The organism is Streptococcus sp. HMSC072C09 (assembly GCF_001813105.1).
In the GTDB taxonomy this organism is placed as follows: domain Bacteria; phylum Bacillota; class Bacilli; order Lactobacillales; family Streptococcaceae; genus Streptococcus.
Map to the genome: position 1 here is coordinate 20,706 of NZ_KV811485.1, position 17,048 is coordinate 37,753.

20 protein-coding genes and 1 other annotated feature (1 of these 21 only partly in view) are annotated in these 17,048 nt (G+C 43.5%); of the genes, 16 read left to right on the forward strand and 4 right to left on the reverse strand.

The genetic code is table 11. The features are described from left to right. Window positions 1-95 precede the first annotated feature (95 nt). From HMPREF2893_RS00130 to HMPREF2893_RS00140, 3 genes are all read left to right on the forward strand, one after another. Complete coding sequence (locus HMPREF2893_RS00130) at window positions 96-836, forward strand: class I SAM-dependent DNA methyltransferase (protein WP_186822234.1); 741 nt, start codon at window positions 96-98, stop codon at window positions 834-836. Between the two features lie 6 nt (window positions 837-842). Next, window positions 843-1,940, forward strand: a complete 1,098-nt coding sequence (locus HMPREF2893_RS00135; protein WP_070673746.1) for a nucleotidyltransferase — start codon at window positions 843-845, stop codon at window positions 1,938-1,940. A gap of 120 nt (window positions 1,941-2,060) precedes the next feature. Further along, the gene (locus HMPREF2893_RS00140) at window positions 2,061-2,777 is read left to right on the forward strand and encodes a YebC/PmpR family DNA-binding transcriptional regulator (RefSeq protein ID WP_070673747.1); all 717 of its coding nucleotides are present in this window, start codon (window positions 2,061-2,063) and stop codon (window positions 2,775-2,777) included. A 52-nt stretch (window positions 2,778-2,829) separates the two neighbouring features. On the opposite strand, the gene HMPREF2893_RS00145 is transcribed toward HMPREF2893_RS00140, so the two are convergent. Genes HMPREF2893_RS00145 through HMPREF2893_RS00160 form a run of 4 tightly spaced genes read right to left on the reverse strand, consistent with a single transcriptional unit; the run spans window position 2,830 to window position 5,597 of the window. After that, window positions 2,830-3,156: a DUF5960 family protein gene (locus HMPREF2893_RS00145; protein ID WP_031575871.1), complete on the reverse strand. Its 327-nt coding sequence runs from the start codon at window positions 3,154-3,156 to the stop codon at window positions 2,830-2,832. Further along, on the reverse strand, window positions 3,137-3,508 hold the full coding sequence (locus HMPREF2893_RS00150) for a hypothetical protein (RefSeq protein ID WP_070673748.1): 372 nt from the start codon (window positions 3,506-3,508) through the stop codon (window positions 3,137-3,139). The genes HMPREF2893_RS00145 and HMPREF2893_RS00150 overlap by 20 nt, the downstream gene beginning before the upstream one ends. Next, on the reverse strand, window positions 3,505-4,917 hold the full coding sequence (locus HMPREF2893_RS00155) for a Y-family DNA polymerase (RefSeq protein WP_070673749.1): 1,413 nt from the start codon (window positions 4,915-4,917) through the stop codon (window positions 3,505-3,507). Before HMPREF2893_RS00155 ends, HMPREF2893_RS00150 begins: the two co-directional genes overlap by 4 nt. Before the next feature lie 2 nt (window positions 4,918-4,919). Then, a complete protein-coding gene (locus HMPREF2893_RS00160) occupies window positions 4,920-5,597 on the reverse strand; it encodes a helix-turn-helix domain-containing protein (protein ID WP_031575880.1) in 678 nt (225 codons plus the stop codon). A 160-nt stretch (window positions 5,598-5,757) separates the two neighbouring features. On the opposite strand from HMPREF2893_RS00160, the gene asnA reads away from it, so the two are divergent. From asnA to HMPREF2893_RS00225, 13 genes are all read left to right on the forward strand, one after another. After that, window positions 5,758-6,750, forward strand: coding sequence for an aspartate--ammonia ligase (gene asnA / locus HMPREF2893_RS00165; protein WP_009732373.1), 993 nt, complete (start codon window positions 5,758-5,760; stop codon window positions 6,748-6,750). A gap of 96 nt (window positions 6,751-6,846) precedes the next feature. Next, window positions 6,847-7,386, forward strand: coding sequence for a 16S rRNA (guanine(966)-N(2))-methyltransferase RsmD (gene rsmD / locus HMPREF2893_RS00170; RefSeq protein ID WP_070673750.1), 540 nt, complete (start codon window positions 6,847-6,849; stop codon window positions 7,384-7,386). Further along, the gene (gene coaD / locus HMPREF2893_RS00175) at window positions 7,376-7,864 is read left to right on the forward strand and encodes a pantetheine-phosphate adenylyltransferase (protein WP_070673751.1); all 489 of its coding nucleotides are present in this window, start codon (window positions 7,376-7,378) and stop codon (window positions 7,862-7,864) included. Before rsmD ends, coaD begins: the two co-directional genes overlap by 11 nt. Beyond that, window positions 7,848-8,930, forward strand: coding sequence for a SepM family pheromone-processing serine protease (locus tag HMPREF2893_RS00180; protein WP_070673752.1), 1,083 nt, complete (start codon window positions 7,848-7,850; stop codon window positions 8,928-8,930). The genes coaD and HMPREF2893_RS00180 overlap by 17 nt, the downstream gene beginning before the upstream one ends. A gap of 161 nt (window positions 8,931-9,091) precedes the next feature. Then, on the forward strand, window positions 9,092-9,802 hold the full coding sequence (gene ccdA2 / locus HMPREF2893_RS00185) for a thiol-disulfide oxidoreductase-associated membrane protein CcdA2 (RefSeq protein WP_070673753.1): 711 nt from the start codon (window positions 9,092-9,094) through the stop codon (window positions 9,800-9,802). A gap of 26 nt (window positions 9,803-9,828) precedes the next feature. Further along, window positions 9,829-10,164 carry a hypothetical protein gene (locus HMPREF2893_RS00190; RefSeq protein ID WP_048715812.1) on the forward strand — a complete coding sequence of 112 codons (336 nt, stop codon included), beginning with the start codon at window positions 9,829-9,831 and terminating at the stop codon, window positions 10,162-10,164. 59 nt (window positions 10,165-10,223) lie between these two features. Beyond that, on the forward strand, window positions 10,224-10,784 hold the full coding sequence (locus HMPREF2893_RS00195; RefSeq protein ID WP_070673978.1) for a redoxin family protein: 561 nt from the start codon (window positions 10,224-10,226) through the stop codon (window positions 10,782-10,784). 12 nt (window positions 10,785-10,796) lie between these two features. After that, window positions 10,797-11,918 (forward strand): peptide-methionine (R)-S-oxide reductase MsrB, encoded by a 1,122-nt coding sequence (gene msrB, locus HMPREF2893_RS00200; RefSeq protein ID WP_070673754.1) that lies wholly within the window; start codon window positions 10,797-10,799, stop codon window positions 11,916-11,918. Window positions 11,919-11,976: 58 nt separating this feature from the next. Continuing rightward, entirely contained in the window at window positions 11,977-12,711 is a 735-nt protein-coding gene (locus HMPREF2893_RS00205) for a response regulator transcription factor (protein WP_070673755.1), read from the forward strand. Beyond that, window positions 12,708-14,420, forward strand: coding sequence for a cache domain-containing sensor histidine kinase (locus tag HMPREF2893_RS00210; RefSeq protein ID WP_070673756.1), 1,713 nt, complete (start codon window positions 12,708-12,710; stop codon window positions 14,418-14,420). The genes HMPREF2893_RS00205 and HMPREF2893_RS00210 overlap by 4 nt, the downstream gene beginning before the upstream one ends. Window positions 14,421-14,705: 285 nt before the next feature. Next, the gene (locus HMPREF2893_RS00215; protein WP_049483935.1) at window positions 14,706-15,281 is read left to right on the forward strand and encodes a YutD family protein; all 576 of its coding nucleotides are present in this window, start codon (window positions 14,706-14,708) and stop codon (window positions 15,279-15,281) included. A 6-nt stretch (window positions 15,282-15,287) separates the two neighbouring features. After that, complete coding sequence (gene rlmN, locus HMPREF2893_RS00220) at window positions 15,288-16,376, forward strand: dual-specificity RNA methyltransferase RlmN (RefSeq protein WP_003005918.1); 1,089 nt, start codon at window positions 15,288-15,290, stop codon at window positions 16,374-16,376. Next, window positions 16,363-16,890 (forward strand): VanZ family protein, encoded by a 528-nt coding sequence (locus tag HMPREF2893_RS00225; RefSeq protein ID WP_070673757.1) that lies wholly within the window; start codon window positions 16,363-16,365, stop codon window positions 16,888-16,890. The genes rlmN and HMPREF2893_RS00225 overlap by 14 nt, the downstream gene beginning before the upstream one ends. 67 nt (window positions 16,891-16,957) lie before the next feature. After that, window positions 16,958-17,048 (forward strand) — a binding site (T-box leader) (it continues 145 nt past the right edge of the window).

Here is a 17,048-nt window from a genome sequence, read left to right on the forward strand (position 1 = left end):
AGCTGTGAGAAAAAGGGTAACTTCCTTTGTATCTGACGATACGGCAGAAAGTTTCCTATTTTCTCTTAGCTTTTAACGCTCTTTGTATCTTAATTATGGCAACATATGAAACCTTTGCGGCGGTCTACGATGCGGTCATGGATGATAGTCTGTATGACTTATGGACGGATTTTTCCCTCCGCCATCTCCCAAAGACAAAAGATAAGAAAAAATTACTGGAATTGGCTTGTGGGACAGGGATTCAGTCTGTTCGCTTTTCTCAAGCTGGATTTGATGTGACAGGGTTAGATCTGAGTGCTGACATGCTGAAAATTGCTGAAAAAAGAGCTGCTTCAGCCAAGCAGAAGATTGATTTTATCGAGGGCAATATGCTGGACCTGTCACAAGCAGGCACTTATGACTTTGTAACCTGCTATTCCGATTCTATCTGTTATATGCAGGACGAGGTGGAAGTAGGAGACGTCTTTAAAGAAGTCTACAATGCCCTCAATGAGGACGGGGTCTTTATCTTTGATGTCCATTCGACCTACCAGACGGATGAGGTCTTTCCAGGCTATTCTTATCATGAGAATGCGGAAGATTTTGCCATGCTCTGGGATACCTATGAGGATGCGGCCCCTCACTCGATCGTCCATGAGTTAACCTTCTTTGTCCAAGAAGAGGATGGCTCCTTTAGTCGCCACGATGAAGTTCATGAGGAACGCACTTATGAAGTTTTAACCTATGACATCTTATTGGAGCAGGCTGGCTTTAAATCCTTTAAACTCTATGCAGACTTTGAAGATAAAGCGCCAACAAAGACCAGCAAACGATGGTTTTTTGTAGCACAGAAGTAGGAAAACATGACAGTTACAGGAATTATTGCAGAATTTAATCCCTTTCATAATGGACACAAGTACCTGCTGGAACAGGCAGAAGGGCTGAAGATTGTGGCCATGTCCGGAAATTTTGTTCAACGTGGCGAGCCTGCCATTGTTGACAAGTGGATTCGCGCGCAGATGGCTTTGGAAAATGGAGCGGATCTGGTGGTCGAGCTCCCCTTTCTCGTGGCTGTTCAGTCGGCGGATCATTTTGCCAAGGGAGCGGTAGAAATCTTGTCCCGTCTAGGAATTGACCAATTGATTTTTGGGACAGAAGAAGTTCTAGATTACCAAGCGATTGCTACAGTTTATGCGGAGAAAGAGGCGGAAATGGAAGCTTTCTTGCGAAGCCTTCCAGAAGATTTATCCTATCCACAGAAGACCCAAAAAATGTGGGAAACCTTTGCTGGAGTGGAGGTCACAGGAGCTACTCCCAATCATATCCTGGGCTTGGCTTATGCCAAGGCTTGTGCTGGGAAGGGGATTGCGCTCAAGGCTATCCAACGCCAGGGAGCAGGCTACCATTCAGAAGAAAAAGAGGTGGCCTATGCTTCTGCCACTAGTCTACGCCTGCACAAGGAAGATCAGGGCTTTGTCGCTAGATTCATGCCTAATAGCCAACTCTTTCAGTCGGCTCCACAGGTATCTTGGGAGAATTATGACCAACTGCTCCGTTATCAAATCCTAACCCGTCCGGATTTGACACAGATTTTTCAGGTCAATGAGGAACTGGCCAATCGGATAAAGGATGCGGTTCGAAGTGCTAGCTCTGTGGAAGACCTGGTGGAGAAAGTCGCAACCAAGCGCTATACCAAGGCGCGCGTGCGCCGCATCTTGACCTACATCTTGGTAGGGGCGATGGATCAAGCTCTTCCCGATGCCATTCATGTCTTAGGATTTTCCGCAAAGGGACAAGCTCACCTCAAAGGCTTGAAAAAATCAGTAGAAATCGTGACTCGAATCGGTAAGGAACCTTGGGATGACTTGACCCAGCAAGCCGATCAGGTGTATCAGCTAGGCCATCCCCAATTGCCAGAACAGATCTGGGGTCGAGTGCCCGTGAGAGTGGAAGATCAATAAAGGGTGAATAGCCGAGCAACTCCAATTGGAAGGATACGCAAAAAACTCTTCCAAGTCTTGTGATTTGTGATATAATATAAAAGATTGAAAATAATTTGAAAAAATTTAAGGAGAATCCTCATGGGACGTAAATGGGCCAATATTGTTGCCAAGAAAACTGCCAAAGATGGTGCCAACTCAAAAGTGTATGCCAAATTTGGTGTGGAGATCTATGTAGCTGCTAAAAAGGGTGAACCAGATCCAGAACTAAATACTGCTTTGAGATTCGTTATTGACCGTGCCAAACAAGCGCAAGTGCCAAAACACGTGATTGATAAAGCGATCGATAAGGCAAAAGGAAACACTGACGAAACCTTTACAGAAGGACGTTACGAAGGATTTGGACCAAATGGTTCGATGTTGATCGTTGATACTTTGACTTCAAACGTTAACCGTACAGCTGCCAATGTCCGTGCTGCTTTTGGTAAAAACGGTGGGAACATGGGAGCTTCAGGTTCTGTATCTTACCTCTTTGACAACAAAGGTATTATCGTCTTTGCTGGTGATGATGCTGATGCGATCTTTGAACTTTTGCTTGAAGCAGATGTGGATGTAGATGATGTCGAAGCAGAAGAAGGAACGATCACAGTCTACACTGCTCCAACTGATCTTCACAAAGCAATCGTTGCTTTGCGTGAATCAGGTGTCGAAGAATTCCAAGTAACAGAATTGGAAATGATTCCTCAATCAGAAGTTGAGTTGTCAGGTGAAGATTTGGAAACATTTGAAAAACTTTACAGCGTTCTTGAAGACGACGAGGACGTACAAAAAATCTACACAAACGTAGATGGATTCTAATCACTCGTAAGGACTGTAGTGAATCCCATAAATCAAGAAAAAGGATAGCTTCTTAGATCAAGCTATCCTTTTTCTCTGTCTGATGAGGATCTATCTTTTGTAAGTGATGTCCTGTATAAGCGTAAATACGGGTCAGGGGTGATTGGGAGAGTGTGGAAACTTTAAAATAGAAATAATGGTCTCGATGATCCCGACTTTTGGTGTGGTGAAGACGAAAGTAGTTTCGCTGGCCTGCTGCCATAGAGTGGAGAATATCGTCTTCTAAAAAGACGAGCGGCGTAGAAGTAGCGGCCCACTTGTAAAAGTCCATCTCAAATTGGTGGTAATTCTCCGAAAAATAATCAAATTGTAATTCGTGTTTATTCTGAATAGGTTTCATAGGGTGTTTCCTCAGATTCAATAAAAATGATAGAGTCTACGAGGAGACGGTGGTAGTGGCCATCGCTTTTGAGAAGAAGCTCAGAAGCAGATAAGGTGTGAATCGAACCTGTGTAGGTTGCAAATTGATTCCCCTCTAGAGTCGTGATCGAGATCGTCGTTTGTTGTTGGAAGGCCTGCTCGAGGAGCTGAATCTGTTCAGCAAATGGAAGAACCGTGAGCTGACTGCGGTTGATTTCTTTGGTGTGAAGGGCAGTTGTGTGCTCAGATAAAAAGAAGCCGGCCCATTTGGCCATGCCACGGTCTTGAAATTCGCGTGCGGATTGATAAGGGAGATAAGAACGGTCGATCATGTTAATCCATCTAAGCCTCCTGCGGAATGTCCGCCTGTTAGTTTACTGCGTGCAATGGCGCGTGAGTTTTCTAGTAATGAGGAGCCTTTCTGAAGAGAGGTAAAGCCAAATTGGTCCCGAATGCGATCAATCGTCTGCTGGAGTTTCTCCTCTTTTTCCAAGGCTACTGGATCATCGAAGAGAGAAAAGAGTTGAAGAGACTCCTCGACAAGTTCTCCATAAAAAACACCAATCTGCCGAATGGCGCCTCCTTCGTACTTGGAGCGAAAGAGCCGCAGAACCGTATCGGATAAAACCTTGGTGGATTGGGTGGGCTCAATCTTTTGCTGGCAGTGAATGGACGGAAGCCCCTCGATTTTGGAGTAGGAGGCATGAATGGAGACCAGTTGGGTCTTCTTTTTTTTCCGTCGCAAGCGAATAGCCACCTGTTCAGCCATCTCCCGAAATACCAGTTCAATGTCGGCTTGTAGATAGTAGTCATAGGGCAAGATTTGAGAGTTACCAATGCCTCGTGATTTCGGACGATAAGGCTTGTGGACATTGCTTTCATCAATGCCATGAGCATGGAACCACAGTTGAAGACCCATGACTCCGAATTCTTTCTTTAAGAGATCTGGGTGAGCCTGGGCTAGTTCAGCAATCGACGTGATCCCGATCCCTTGCAATCGTTTTTCAGTGCGACGTCCAATACCCCAAAAATCAGTGAGCTGGGGCAGTTTCCAGACCTTACTTTCTACATCTTCATAAGACCAATTGGAGCGCATATTTCGACAATGCTTGGCTTCATTGTCCAAGGCTAGCTTGGCAAGAAGGGGATTGGCGTTGCTGAGGCCGATGGTAGAGTAGATTCCAGTTTCCTGCCAGATCCTTTTTTGGATTCTGGCAGAAAGGAGATCCAGTTTTTCCTTTCGAGAGAGGGAGGAATCTGGAATAAAATAATTTAAGGAAGAAGTCAGATCGATAAAGCCTTCGTCAATCGAGTAAGGGAAAATATCATCTGGTGCCGCAAATTCCTGAAAGACCTTCTGAATCTCCATATTGACCTGAATGTAGGCATTCATCCGTGGAGGCACAATCAGAGTCCTCTTGGCCCAGGATTCAATGGATGCAATAAAGGCTGGATCTGTTGGCAATCCTTGCTTTTCGGCGACGTAGCTATTAAATTTTCTGGTTTTGAGATCAAAAGGTAGGTCGTAGCTCCGGCTGACATTTTTCTTGCCAAAGACTTGTTTGAAAACGGGAGAGCTGGCCAAAATCAGGCCAGCAGAATTGTCGCTTCGGCTCATGACACAAAGGGAAGTGGTCAAGGGATTGAGCCCCAGACGGACACACTCACAGCTAGCATAAAAACTTTTCATATCCACAAAAGCAATATCAGAATGAGGCTCACGTGAATAATCAAATAGCATACTTACACCTCAAGTGGAAGAAAATGCCCGACTACAATACCGACGATTTTGGGCTCGTCTTCATAAGGAGCAAATAAATCGTCATAATCAGGGTTGATGGATTCTAAGCGCAAGCCTTCCGCTTCCCGATAGACTTTCTTGATGTAAGTTTTTCCATTCCAGATGAGGGCGTAGACAGCTCCATCATAGTCAAATCCGGTCTGCTTCATGAGGGCAACAGAGCCATTGGGGTAGAGAGGTTCCATGGAATTTCCGGATACCCAAGATGCGAAGTCATGCTGGATCTCTTTGTCAAAATAGACGGTTTCATAGTCTGTTTCGTTATCATAAAAGGTATGTCCTAAACCAGCTGCCAGCTCAATTGAAAGAACCTTATAAGCCGTCAAGGAAACAACTTTTTGCTGCTGCTCTAATAACTGGCTGGCCAATTGGTCGACTTTCTTTTGATGAGGTGGGGTTAATAAAGGGTAGGTGTAGAGTGCAGACTCTTTGTTAATAAAGTAGTCCTCTTTAACGGAGAGGCGCTTGGCCAACCTCCTGAGATTTTTTTCGTGTGGCTCCGCTAAGCCATTCTCCCAACTGGAGTAAGTCTTGCGAGAAATTTTGAGATCCTCGTAGACATCTGCTTGGGTCAAGCCTTTTTCCAGGCGTCTTTCTTTTAGTTTTTTTGCATCAAACATGTCGCTTCTCCTACGTAACGTTTTAAAAGTTACATATAGTTTATCAAAAATAAAATCCTTTTGCAAGAGAAAAATTCCGTTATAAGGGGATGGAAAGACTTGGATTTTAAGTGAAAAAAGAGTATAATCAGTTTTACAACTTCTATCAACGAGGGATTATATGAAAAAAAGTTTTATACACCAACAAAAAGAAATTTCGTTTGTTAAAACGACTTTTACACAATATTTAAAAGATAAATTGGACATCATTGAAGTCCAAGGGCCAATTTTGAGCAAGGTCGGAGACGGGATGCAAGATAACCTTTCTGGGATTGAACATCCGGTATCTGTAAAGGTCCTTCAAATTCCTGATGAGACTTATGAAGTCGTGCATTCACTTGCGAAATGGAAACGCCATACCTTGGCACGTTTTGGGTTTGGCGAAGGCGAAGGCCTCTTCGTCCATATGAAGGCTCTTCGTCCAGATGAAGATTCGCTAGACGCCATCCACTCTGTTTATGTAGACCAATGGGATTGGGAAAAAGTCATTCCAAATGGTCAACGCAACATCGCCTACCTTAAAGAAACAGTTGAAAAAATTTACAAGGCGATTCGGTTAACAGAACTAGCAGTAGAAGCGCGTTATGATATTGAGTCTGTCCTTCCAAAACAAATCACCTTCATTCACACTGAAGAATTGGTGGAACGCTATCCAGACTTAACTCCAAAAGAGCGTGAAAATGCCATTGCCAAAGAATTCGGAGCTGTTTTCTTGATTGGGATTGGTGGAGAGCTGGCAGATGGCAAACCACACGATGGACGCGCACCTGACTACGATGACTGGACAACAGAATCTGAAAATGGCTACAAGGGATTGAATGGTGATATCCTTGTATGGAATGATGTCCTAGGTTCAGCCTTTGAGTTGTCTTCAATGGGGATCCGTGTCGATGAGGAAACGCTTCGCCGTCAAATTGCGATTACAGGAGATCAAGATCGTCTCCAATTAGAGTGGCACAAGGCCTTGTTAAACGGTCTTTTCCCACTCACAATTGGTGGAGGGATCGGGCAATCTCGTTTGGCCATGTTCTTACTTCGTAAGAAACATATCGGTGAAGTCCAAACCAGTGTCTGGCCTCAATCTGTCCGCGATGAATATGAAAATATCCTATAATGGATGAAAGAGTCGAGCAGAGAGCTCGGCTCTTTTAATTGTCGCTTAACCATATCAAATCGCAATTTTCTGATTTTTTTTGGTATAATGGTCCCTATGAAAATAGTATCTGGAACCTATGGGGGACGTCCCCTCAAAACACTTGAAGGAAAAACAACCAGGCCGACTTCTGATAAGGTCAGAGGGGCCATGTTCAATATGATTGGTCCTTACTTTGATGGCGGAAGAGTGCTGGATCTCTATGCAGGAAGCGGTGGTCTCTCTATTGAGGCAGTCTCTCGAGGCATGTCAGAGGCGGTTCTAGTGGAAAGAGATCGTCGAGCGCAGGAGATTGTGGCAGCTAATATTGCCATGACCAAGGAAAAGGAACGGTTTCAACTACTAAAAATGGAGGCCAAGCAAGCCTTGTGGCTTCTAACGGGCACCTTTGATCTGGTTTTCTTAGACCCGCCTTATGCCAAGGAAGAGATTGTCCGCGATATCGAAACCTTGTGCGAGCGCCATCTCTTATCAGAAAACATCATGATTGTGTGCGAAACAGATAAACATGTAGAACTTCCTGAGGAAATCGGACAGGTGGGAATTTGGAAAGAAAAAATCTATGGAATTAGTAAGGTAACAGTATATGTCAGATAGAACTGGATTGTTTACAGGATCGTTTGATCCGATTACCATTGGGCATGTGCAATTGATCGAGCGGGCGAGCCGCTTGTTTGACCGTGTCTATGTCGGAATTTTTTATAATCCGGAAAAAGTCGGACTCTTTTCCATTGAGCAGCGCGTGCGCATGGTGGAAGGGGCCTTGGCTCATTTGGAAAATATTGAAATTGTGACGTCGACCCAAGAGTTGGCTGTGACAGTGGCACGTAATCTTGGTGTCATCACCTTGATCCGGGGCTTGCGCAATGCACAGGATTTGGTTTACGAAGCCAATATGGATTATTTTAATCACCAGTTGGCACCTGAATTGGAGACGGTTTATCTTTATGCCCAGCCTCCTTACCAGGCCATTAGTTCAACGCGTATTCGAGAGTTGCTGGCTTTTCAGCAGGATATCTCACCTTATGTCCCAGAGAGTGTAATGGAGGAAATTAAAGATGACACAAGCGAATAAACCAAGCTTGACCCCTAAAAAGAAAAAAGGACGGTTGAAAGAATACCGATGGCCGATTGCAGGAGTTCTTTTCTTGCTTCTCTTGCTAGCTGCTTTTGTGATCCGCCTTCCCTATTATATTGAGATGCCGGGAACGGCAGAAGATATTCGATCCGTCATGACAGTGGATGGAAAAATGGATACCAAGTCAGGATCCTATGATTTTGTAACCGTGGCAGTGAAAGAAGCAACTCCGGCTGATTTGATCTATGCCTGGATGACTCCTTTTACAGATATCCACTCTAAACAAGAAATGACTGGTGGCAGTTCCAGTGAGGAATTTTTCAGGATGAATCAATTCTATATGGAAACCTCGCAAAATATGGCCAAATACCAAGGGTTGAAAACTGCTGGTAAAGAGACAGAGATGGAATTCTTGGGTGTCTACGTCATGGAAGTCATGGAGGATTCTACTTTTAAAGGTATTTTAAATGTTACGGATACAGTTATCGCTGTGAATGACAAAACCTTCAAGAGCTCAAAAGAGCTCATCGAGTATGTTGGTTCCCAAAAAATTGGGGACAAGGTCTCAGTGACCTACACAGAAGATGGCCAGACCAAGACTGCTGAAGGAAAGATTATTAAGTTGGTCAATGGCAAGAATGGGATTGGGATTAGCTTGATTGACCGGACAGAAGTGAAGAGTGATGTACCGATTGAATTTGCGACAGCTGGCATCGGTGGTCCAAGTGCCGGGATGATGTTTAGTTTGTCCATCTATACCCAAGTAGCGGATCCAGACCTTCGTCAGGGACGCCATATCGCGGGGACAGGGACCATTAACCATGATGGGACTGTCGGAGATATCGGTGGAGTGGATAAAAAAGTCGTAGCAGCAGATCGCGCTGGTGCTGAAATCTTCTTTGCCCCTGATAATCCAGTGACAGAAGAAGTCAAAAAGAACAATCCGAATGCCAAGAGCAACTACGACGAAGCGGTAGAAACAGCTAAGAAAATTAAAACCAAGATGAAAATTGTTCCTGTCAAAACCTTGCAGGATGCCATTGACTATTTGAAAAAGAATTAAAGTAGCTTGTTTGACAAATTTCGTACTTGAACGTATGACATCGTGTTAGCAGAGGGGAATATTCACCTTCTAATTAAATTCAAGTTTTTGCTTATCAATCTCTCTATTTTTAGAGGGATTTTTTCTTTATACTGGTATCAGAAAGAAAGGGAGGTAGTGAAATGATTCAAACCAGTTTGTTTTCCATTTCAGTATTCTTAGCGGGAGTTCTATCCTTTTTCTCCCCGTGTATTTTGCCACTGATGCCAGTCTATGTAGGGATTCTATTGGATTATGAACGCGTGAAGACGGTTCGAATTTTTGGAAGAGACATTTCTTGGTATGGCCTGGTGAAGACTCTTTGTTTTATCGCAGGTCTATCAACTGTTTTCCTGATTCTAGGATACGGTGCAGGGGCCCTTGGCCAGGTGCTTTATGCTCCCTGGTTCCGTTACCTACTAGGAGGGATTGTCATCTTATTGGGAATCCATCAGATGGGCCTCATCAATCTTCAGCAACTCCAAAAACAAAAGAGTATCCAACTGAAGAAGGATGAAAAACGCAATGAATTCTTCAATGCTTTTCTGATAGGGGTCACCTTCAGTTTTGGTTGGACCCCTTGTGTCGGACCAGTTTTGAGCTCTGTTTTAGCCATTGCAGCTTCTGGAGGAGATGGTGCATTGCAAGGCGCTCTCCTGATGCTGGTCTATACATTAGGCTTGGCGCTGCCTTTCTTGCTTTTGGCCTTGGCTTCTAGCTGGGTTCTACAACATTTTGCTAAACTCAAGCCCCATATGGGAACCTTGAAAAAAATTGGTGGTGCCCTCATCATCTTGATGGGCATCTTGCTGATGCTAGGAAATCTTAATAGCCTCGCATCCCTGTTTCAATAATCTTGAATGATTAAAGGAGAAAAATCATGAAAAAAATTCTTGCACTTTCTATTGCTACACTTAGCATCGTCACTTTAGCAGCTTGTTCTGGACAGAAATCAGATTCAGACATGAAAAAAACGGACGATAGTAGTATGATGAAGAAGGACGATATGAAGAAGGAAGATATGAAGAAAGATGACATGAAGGATTCATCCATGTCCGATGATAAAATGAAAAAAGAAGACATGAAAGATTCATCTATGATGTCTGACAGCAGTTCTGAAATGAAGGACGATATGAAAAAAGATGAGATGAAATCTAGCGATTCAGAAATGAAAGATGAAAAGAGTGAATCATCTGATATGAAATCAGACAACTAATGAAAGAAGGGAGAGGTCATCTGAGGATGACTTTCTCCTTGTTTAAAGAGGTAATAATGATGAAGAAATTAGCTTTAGTAGCTGCAGGATTCTTGTGTACTGGACTTTTGGGGGCTTGCTCTAACCAAGGAATGGAATCATCCAACAAAAGTGAGACTAAGCAGACATCCACAACGGGATCTTCAGAGCAAGCTGGAAAGAAGGTTCAAGAGTTTAACCTGCAAGGAGTAGACGGTAAGACCTACCGCTTATCTGATTACAAAGGGAAGAAAGTTTACCTCAAATTTTGGGCTTCCTGGTGCTCTATTTGCCTATCGACATTAGAGGATACCAATGAGTTGGCAAAAGAAGAGGCGGGTAAGGATTATGTGGTCTTATCCGTTGTAGCTCCAACTTTTAATGGTGAAAAATCAGAAGCAGATTTCAAAAACTGGTACCAGTCTTTGGATTACAAGGATTTCCCAGTCTTGCTAGATAGTAAAGGGGAGCTGCTAAAAGAGTATGGGATTCGGTCTTATCCATCGGCACTCTTTATCAATAGTGATGGGACTCTCGCTAAGACCCATATCGGTTATATGAGCAAGGAAGACATCGTCCAGACTCTAAAAGAAATGAAGTAAGGAGGACATAAAATGGAAACAAAATGGAAACTCATTTCCATTCTTTTAGTGGGGCTATTTTGTTTTGGAATCTTTTTCCTTGTCAAAGGATCCATGGCCTTGGATACATCAGATGCGACGACTGAGCAGATCAAAAAAGCGTCCATGAGTCAGACACCAGTAGCAAACAAAAAGAAGGAAGAAAAAGTCAATCCAGAAGACCAACGAGAAATCTATCTAGCTGGTGGTTGCTTCTGGGGTGTGGAAGAGTATTTTTCCCGTGTTCCGGGTGTCATTGATGCCGAATCAGGTTATGCCAATGGAAAAGGGGATACCACCAAGTATGAATTAGTCCCTCAAACAGGCCATGCTGAAACAGTTCATATCACTTACAATGTCAAGCAGGTATCTCTGAAAGAATTGCTCCTGCATTATTTCCGGATTATCGACCCAACGTCGAAGAATCGTCAAGGAAATGATCAAGGGACTCAATACCGAACAGGTGTCTATTATGTCTCCCAAGAAGACCTTCCAACCATTAACCAAGTCTTTGAAGAGGTAGCAAAAAAATACGACAAACCGTTAGCAGTGGAAAAAGAGGAACTGAGCAATTTCATCAAGGCTGAGGACTACCACCAGGATTATCTAAAGAAACATCCGAATGGGTACTGCCATATCGATGTCAATCAGGCTTCTTATCCTGTTATTGATGCTAGCCGCTACTCCAAGCCAAGCGATGAGGAAATCAAAAAGAAGTTATCTCCTGAAGAGTATGCGGTGACACAAAAAAATGATACCGAACGAGCCTTCTCCAATCGTTACTGGGATCAGTTTGATGCCGGTATTTATGTAGATGTCGTGACTGGTGAGCCTCTCTTCTCCTCTAAGGATAAATTTGATTCTGGTTGTGGTTGGCCAAGTTTCAGTCGGCCAATTAGTCCTGATGTGGCGATTTATAAGGAGGATAAGAGTTTCAATATGACTCGGACAGAAGTTCGGAGCCGTGTGGGAAATTCTCATCTGGGCCATGTTTTTACCGACGGTCCCAAGGAAAAAGGCGGCCTTCGCTATTGCATCAATAGCTTGTCAATCAAATTCATCCCTAAAGCAGAGATGGTGGAAAAGGGCTACGGTTATTTATTGGACTATGTCTGAGACATTTGGAGCCACAATTTGCTATAATAAGCATAGCAAAGACAAGTAGGTGAAAGACATGTATGCGATCATGATTGTGGAAGATGAAGAGCTTATCCGGCAGGGACTGACTTCCTTAGTGGATTATGAACAGCTTGGAATGACCGTCATCAACCAGGCAGAAAATGGCCGTGAGGCCTGGGAGAAGTTTCAAGATCAACCAGCTGATATCCTTCTAACCGATATCAATATGCCACAAATGAATGGCTTGGATCTGGCCCATCTCGTCAAAGAGCAGTCTCCGTCTTGTCATATCATTTTTTTGACAGGTTATGATGACTTTGAGTTTGCAAGGAAAGCCATCAAGTTAGGTGCAGATGATTATTTGCTGAAGCCTTTTTCAAAAGATGATATTGAAGAGATGTTAGCAAAGGTGAAAGGAAAACTCGATCAAGAGCGAAAAAAGGCACAAGTCGAAGATTTGGTCAGTCATGGTTATTCGACAGACTTGGAAGAAGCTATTCATGCTCGTTTAGCAGATTCCCAGTTAACCCTGAAGGATTTGGCCTATCAACTTGGTTTCAGTCCCTCTTATCTAAGTGTATTGATCAAGAAAAAATTGGGACTTCCCTTTCAAGAATACCTTATCCAGGAGCGAATGAAGAAGGCTCGGCTCTTGCTTCTCACGACAGATTTAAAGATTTATGAGATCGCCGATCAGGTTGGTTTTGAAGATATGAACTATTTTTCTCAACGCTTTAAGCAGGTTGTTGGGGTGACGCCAAGGCAGTACAAAAAAGGAGAGCATGAATGAAACGATATCCTTTGCTGATCCAGCTGGTCCTCTACTTTTTTCTCTTCATTCTCTTGCTGTTTGGTCTTATCGGTAGCCTCTATTATCAAACGAGCTCAGGGACGATCCGCCAGCTAACGGAGCGGACGACAAGAAATAGTATCGATCAAAGCAGTCAGTTTATAACCTCTTATCTAAAAAAATTAAAGCAGACCACAACAGTGCTTAGCAAGGAACAGGCTGTTAGGCAATTTGCCCAAGACAAGAGTGCGGATCAAGAAACGGTTCAGCACTTGATGCGAACGATGATTGAAACGGATCCGGACCTGGTCTCAGCAGTCCTGGTGACTAAGGACGGACGTCTGGTAGCGACAGATACCAAAATCAGCATGCAGACTTCTTCAGATATGATGAATGAAAGTTGGTATCAAGAGGCGATTAAGGAAAGAGCCATGCCGGTCTTGACGCCAGCTCGAAAGGAATCCTTGACCTCGGAAAAAGAAAAATGGGTGGTTTCTATTACCCAAGAAGTGGTCGATCAGACCGGACAAAATCTCGGAGTAGTACGCTTGGATATTGGCTACGATAGCCTTCAGGCTTACTTGGATCACCTTCAACTAGGGAAGCAAGGCTTTAGTTTTATCATTAATCAAAAGCATGAGTTTGTCTACCATCCTAAAAAGGCGGTCTATTCCTCCAGCAAAGAAATGCAGGCCATGCAGCCCTATATTGCTGTGAAAGATGGTTATGCAAAAGGAGGGCAGAATTTTATCTATCAGGTTCCGATTCCAAATAGTGATTGGACCTTGATTGGAGTGGCTTCACTTGAAGGACTTCAGATGCTTCAGTCGCAACTCCTGTACTCTTTTATTGGCCTAGGATTACTAGCTTTGATCATGTGTTTAATAGGAATCGGCTTTGTTCTGCGTTTGTGGATCAAACCCTTACGAGACCTTCAGACTATCATTTTGAGGATTGGAGCAGGAGATGCTCACGTGAGAGCTGCAGCCAAAGGATCTCCAGAATTGGTGGACCTCGCTCAAGCTTTTAATGCCATGTTGGACCAAATCGATAACCTCATGCAACAGGTCAAGGAAGAGGAGCAGAACGCACGGCGTTACGAGTTGCGGGCACTTTCGGCTCAGATTAATCCGCATTTCCTCTATAATACCTTGGATACGATTGTCTGGATGGCGGAGTTTAATGATAGTCGGCGCGTGGTCGACATCACCAAGTCTCTGGCTCAATATTTTCGACTGGCTCTCAACCAAGGCCAGGAACAAATCCTACTGAGAGATGAAATTGACCATGTACGCCAGTATCTTTTCATTCAAAAGCAACGTTATGGTGAAAAGCTCAATTATGAAATTCTAGAAGATGAACGCTTGGGCGACTATCAGCTCCCCAAATTAGTGCTTCAACCCTTAGTGGAAAATGCGATTTACCATGGCATTAAAGAGATCGATCGGCCCGGTCTCATTCGAGTGACGACTGAAGTCAGTGGAGACTCCGCCTGCGTATCGATTTTTGACAATGGACGAGGGTTTGACCGATCAGAGTCAACAGACCAAACCCTTCTTCGTTTAGGAGGTGTTGGCTTGAAAAATGTGGACCAACGATTGCATCTTCAATTTGGCGAAGCCTATCATATGGAGATTGATTCTAAGGCCAATAGCTATACGAAAATCACTCTTTATTTGCCTCTTCCATCCGGCAAAGAATATTCATAGAGGCTGGGACAAAAGTCCTAGCCTCTCAATTAGTTTTTGGATTGTCGAGCAAGACGCAGTGGTTGAGTGGGCTCTACTACGCTGATTTCATCAGCTTTTACAGCCCTACTCAACTGTGCGGAGGTGGGACGACGAAATCGAATTCTAACGAATTACCGATTTCTGTCCCACTCTCTTTTTGTTCTCAAAGGAATTTCAACTCTTTTCTAGTCAAATCTGACGCAAGTCATCAAATTTGTGATAAAATAAAGTGTTACAGTAAATAGATTTTGATGAAGGAACACTATGCGAAAAGAGATTGACCCTGAATTATATAATTACAATAAATTTCCTGGACCTGTGTTTCGTCAGGTAGGAGACCAGATCCTTTCAGAAAACCTCTCCTTTGAACTGTTGAAAAATGAGAAGGAAGCATTTGATGCGACCGTTTTTGGTCAGCGATTTTCTGAGATTTTAACCAAGTTTGATTACATTGTTGGTGATTGGAGCAATGAGCAGTTGCGCTTGCGTGGCTTTTATAAGGAAGAGCGCGATGTTGCAACGATGGATAAACTAAGTCGCTTAGACGATTATTTGTTAGAATATTGTAGCTATGGTTGTGCTTATTTTGTCCTTGAAAATAAGGAGCCTCATCGTGCTTCTTTTGATAAGAAATCACCGGTCAAAAAAGCTCAATCAGAAGAAAGAGAACCTAAAAAGCGTTCGCGTAATCGCAAACAAAAAGATCGTTTCCAAAAACGAGAACGCGACAAGGGACAACCAGCCAAAAACTCGAAAAAAACAAGACCGTCTGCTGAGACTAAAAAGACAACGAAGACAGACAACAAACGTCATTTTGTGATTCGACAAAAAGAGGAGTAAGAAAGAATGAAACCATCCATTTATAGTTTAACACGCCAGGATATGATTGATTGGGCGGAAGAAAACGGCGAAAAGAAATTCCGTGCAGCACAAATCTGGGAATGGCTCTATCGCAAACGCGTCCAGTCTTTCGAAGAAATGACCAACCTTTCTAAGGACTTGATTGCGAAGTTAAATGATCAATTCGTCGTCAACCCACTCAAGCAACGGATTGTGCAAGAGTCAGCAGATGGAACGGTCAAGTATCTTTTTGAATTGCCAGACGGCATGTTGATTGAAACCGTCTTGATGCGTCAGCACTATGGTTTATCTGTCTGTGTAACGACTCAAGTAGGATGCAATATCGGTTGTACCTTCTGTGCTTCTGGTTTGATCAAAAAACAACGCGATTTGAACAATGGGGAAATCGTGTCTCAAATCATGTTGGTCCAAAAATACTTTGACGAACGTGGCCAAGATGAACGGGTCAGCCATATCGTTGTCATGGGGATCGGAGAACCATTTGACAACTATAACAATGTCTTGAAATTTATCCGGACGGTCAACGATGACAAGGGATTAGCGATTGGTGCTCGCCATATTACCGTGTCAACTTCTGGTTTGGCTCATAAAATTCGTGACTTTGCAAATGAAGGTGTGCAGGTCAATTTGGCAGTGTCCCTTCATGCTCCAAACAATGACTTGCGCTCTAGTATCATGAAGATCAACCGGGCCTTTCCAATTGAAAAATTGTTTGCGGCGATTGAATACTATATTGAGACTACGAATCGTCGGGTGACCTTTGAGTACATCATGCTCAATGAAGTCAATGATGGAGTCGAGCAAGCTTTAGAGTTGGCAGAATTGCTCAAGAATATCAAGAAATTGTCTTATGTCAACTTGATTCCTTATAATCCTGTCAGTGAGCATGACCAATATAGCCGGAGTCCAAAAGAACGGGTCATGGCCTTCTATGATACCTTGAAAAAACAAGGTGTTAACTGTGTAGTGCGTCAAGAGCACGGTACAGATATTGATGCTGCCTGTGGCCAATTGCGTTCAAATACCATGAAACGGGACCGGGAGAAAGCGATTGTTGAACATGCGCAACCTTAAACAAGGGCTGATCGATCATACAGAACTAACAAAAAGAGGAAGAAGGCTGTTACGGAGTGGCAGCTTCTTCTATTTTATCCTCTTGTGTTTGATGTGTTTTTTGCCCCAACAGCCAGAGCCAGGTATGGAAACACCGGGTATTCAACATTTCGGTCGCATCGTCGTCCTGCTGGTTCCTCTTAATTCGGTGATGAATCTTGGCCAGATCACCAGTGTCCTCCAACTCATTAAGGTCATTCTCCAAAACATAGCCAATATCTTTTTGTTAAGCCCGCTGGTCTTTCAACTCCTCTGGCTATGGCCCTGGTTGAGGAGCCGCAAACGGGTCTTGTGCTTCGGCTTTGCGATGAGCTTGTGGATTGAATGCAGCCAAGTTCTATTAGATCTCTTGTTTGATGCCAATCGTGTCTTTGAGCTAGATGATTTGTGGACCAATACCTTAGGGGCTTATCTAGCTTATTTAGGCTTTCAGTATTTCAGAGCACGATTGCTAGCAAAAAATAGGGAAATGTAAAATCCGAACATTTCAGCCACTTTTTAAAATTTTTGTTGACAAAGTCAGAAGTGGGAGCTATAATAGCTTCAAGACATCAGAAAAGTAGAGATTTTTCTCACTTCCAGGGAGCTTGTGGTGATTGCGAACAAGCAGTGGTGAATCTTGAAATGGGCTGA

Bases quoted from the DNA above. Each gene is read 5' to 3' on its own strand.
- HMPREF2893_RS00195 (WP_070673978.1), top strand. From the start codon at position 10,224: ATGAAGAAATTAGCTTTAGTAGCTGCAGGATTCTTGTGTACTGGACTT.
- asnA (WP_009732373.1), top strand. From the start codon at position 5,758: ATGAAAAAAAGTTTTATACACCAACAAAAAGAAATTTCGTTTGTTAAA.
- msrB (WP_070673754.1), top strand. From the start codon at position 10,797: ATGGAAACAAAATGGAAACTCATTTCCATTCTTTTAGTGGGGCTATTT.
- HMPREF2893_RS00155 (WP_070673749.1), bottom strand. From the start codon at position 4,917: ATGCTATTTGATTATTCACGTGAGCCTCATTCTGATATTGCTTTTGTG.
- coaD (WP_070673751.1), top strand. From the start codon at position 7,376: ATGTCAGATAGAACTGGATTGTTTACAGGATCGTTTGATCCGATTACC.
- HMPREF2893_RS00140 (WP_070673747.1), top strand. From the start codon at position 2,061: ATGGGACGTAAATGGGCCAATATTGTTGCCAAGAAAACTGCCAAAGAT.
- HMPREF2893_RS00225 (WP_070673757.1), top strand. From the start codon at position 16,363: ATGCGCAACCTTAAACAAGGGCTGATCGATCATACAGAACTAACAAAA.
- rsmD (WP_070673750.1), top strand. From the start codon at position 6,847: ATGAAAATAGTATCTGGAACCTATGGGGGACGTCCCCTCAAAACACTT.
- HMPREF2893_RS00130 (WP_186822234.1), top strand. From the start codon at position 96: ATGGCAACATATGAAACCTTTGCGGCGGTCTACGATGCGGTCATGGAT.
- HMPREF2893_RS00215 (WP_049483935.1), top strand. From the start codon at position 14,706: ATGCGAAAAGAGATTGACCCTGAATTATATAATTACAATAAATTTCCT.
- ccdA2 (WP_070673753.1), top strand. From the start codon at position 9,092: ATGATTCAAACCAGTTTGTTTTCCATTTCAGTATTCTTAGCGGGAGTT.
- HMPREF2893_RS00150 (WP_070673748.1), bottom strand. From the start codon at position 3,508: ATGATCGACCGTTCTTATCTCCCTTATCAATCCGCACGCGAATTTCAA.
- HMPREF2893_RS00135 (WP_070673746.1), top strand. From the start codon at position 843: ATGACAGTTACAGGAATTATTGCAGAATTTAATCCCTTTCATAATGGA.
- HMPREF2893_RS00190 (WP_048715812.1), top strand. From the start codon at position 9,829: ATGAAAAAAATTCTTGCACTTTCTATTGCTACACTTAGCATCGTCACT.
- HMPREF2893_RS00180 (WP_070673752.1), top strand. From the start codon at position 7,848: ATGACACAAGCGAATAAACCAAGCTTGACCCCTAAAAAGAAAAAAGGA.
- HMPREF2893_RS00205 (WP_070673755.1), top strand. From the start codon at position 11,977: ATGTATGCGATCATGATTGTGGAAGATGAAGAGCTTATCCGGCAGGGA.
- HMPREF2893_RS00145 (WP_031575871.1), bottom strand. From the start codon at position 3,156: ATGAAACCTATTCAGAATAAACACGAATTACAATTTGATTATTTTTCG.
- HMPREF2893_RS00160 (WP_031575880.1), bottom strand. From the start codon at position 5,597: ATGTTTGATGCAAAAAAACTAAAAGAAAGACGCCTGGAAAAAGGCTTG.
- HMPREF2893_RS00210 (WP_070673756.1), top strand. From the start codon at position 12,708: ATGAAACGATATCCTTTGCTGATCCAGCTGGTCCTCTACTTTTTTCTC.
- rlmN (WP_003005918.1), top strand. From the start codon at position 15,288: ATGAAACCATCCATTTATAGTTTAACACGCCAGGATATGATTGATTGG.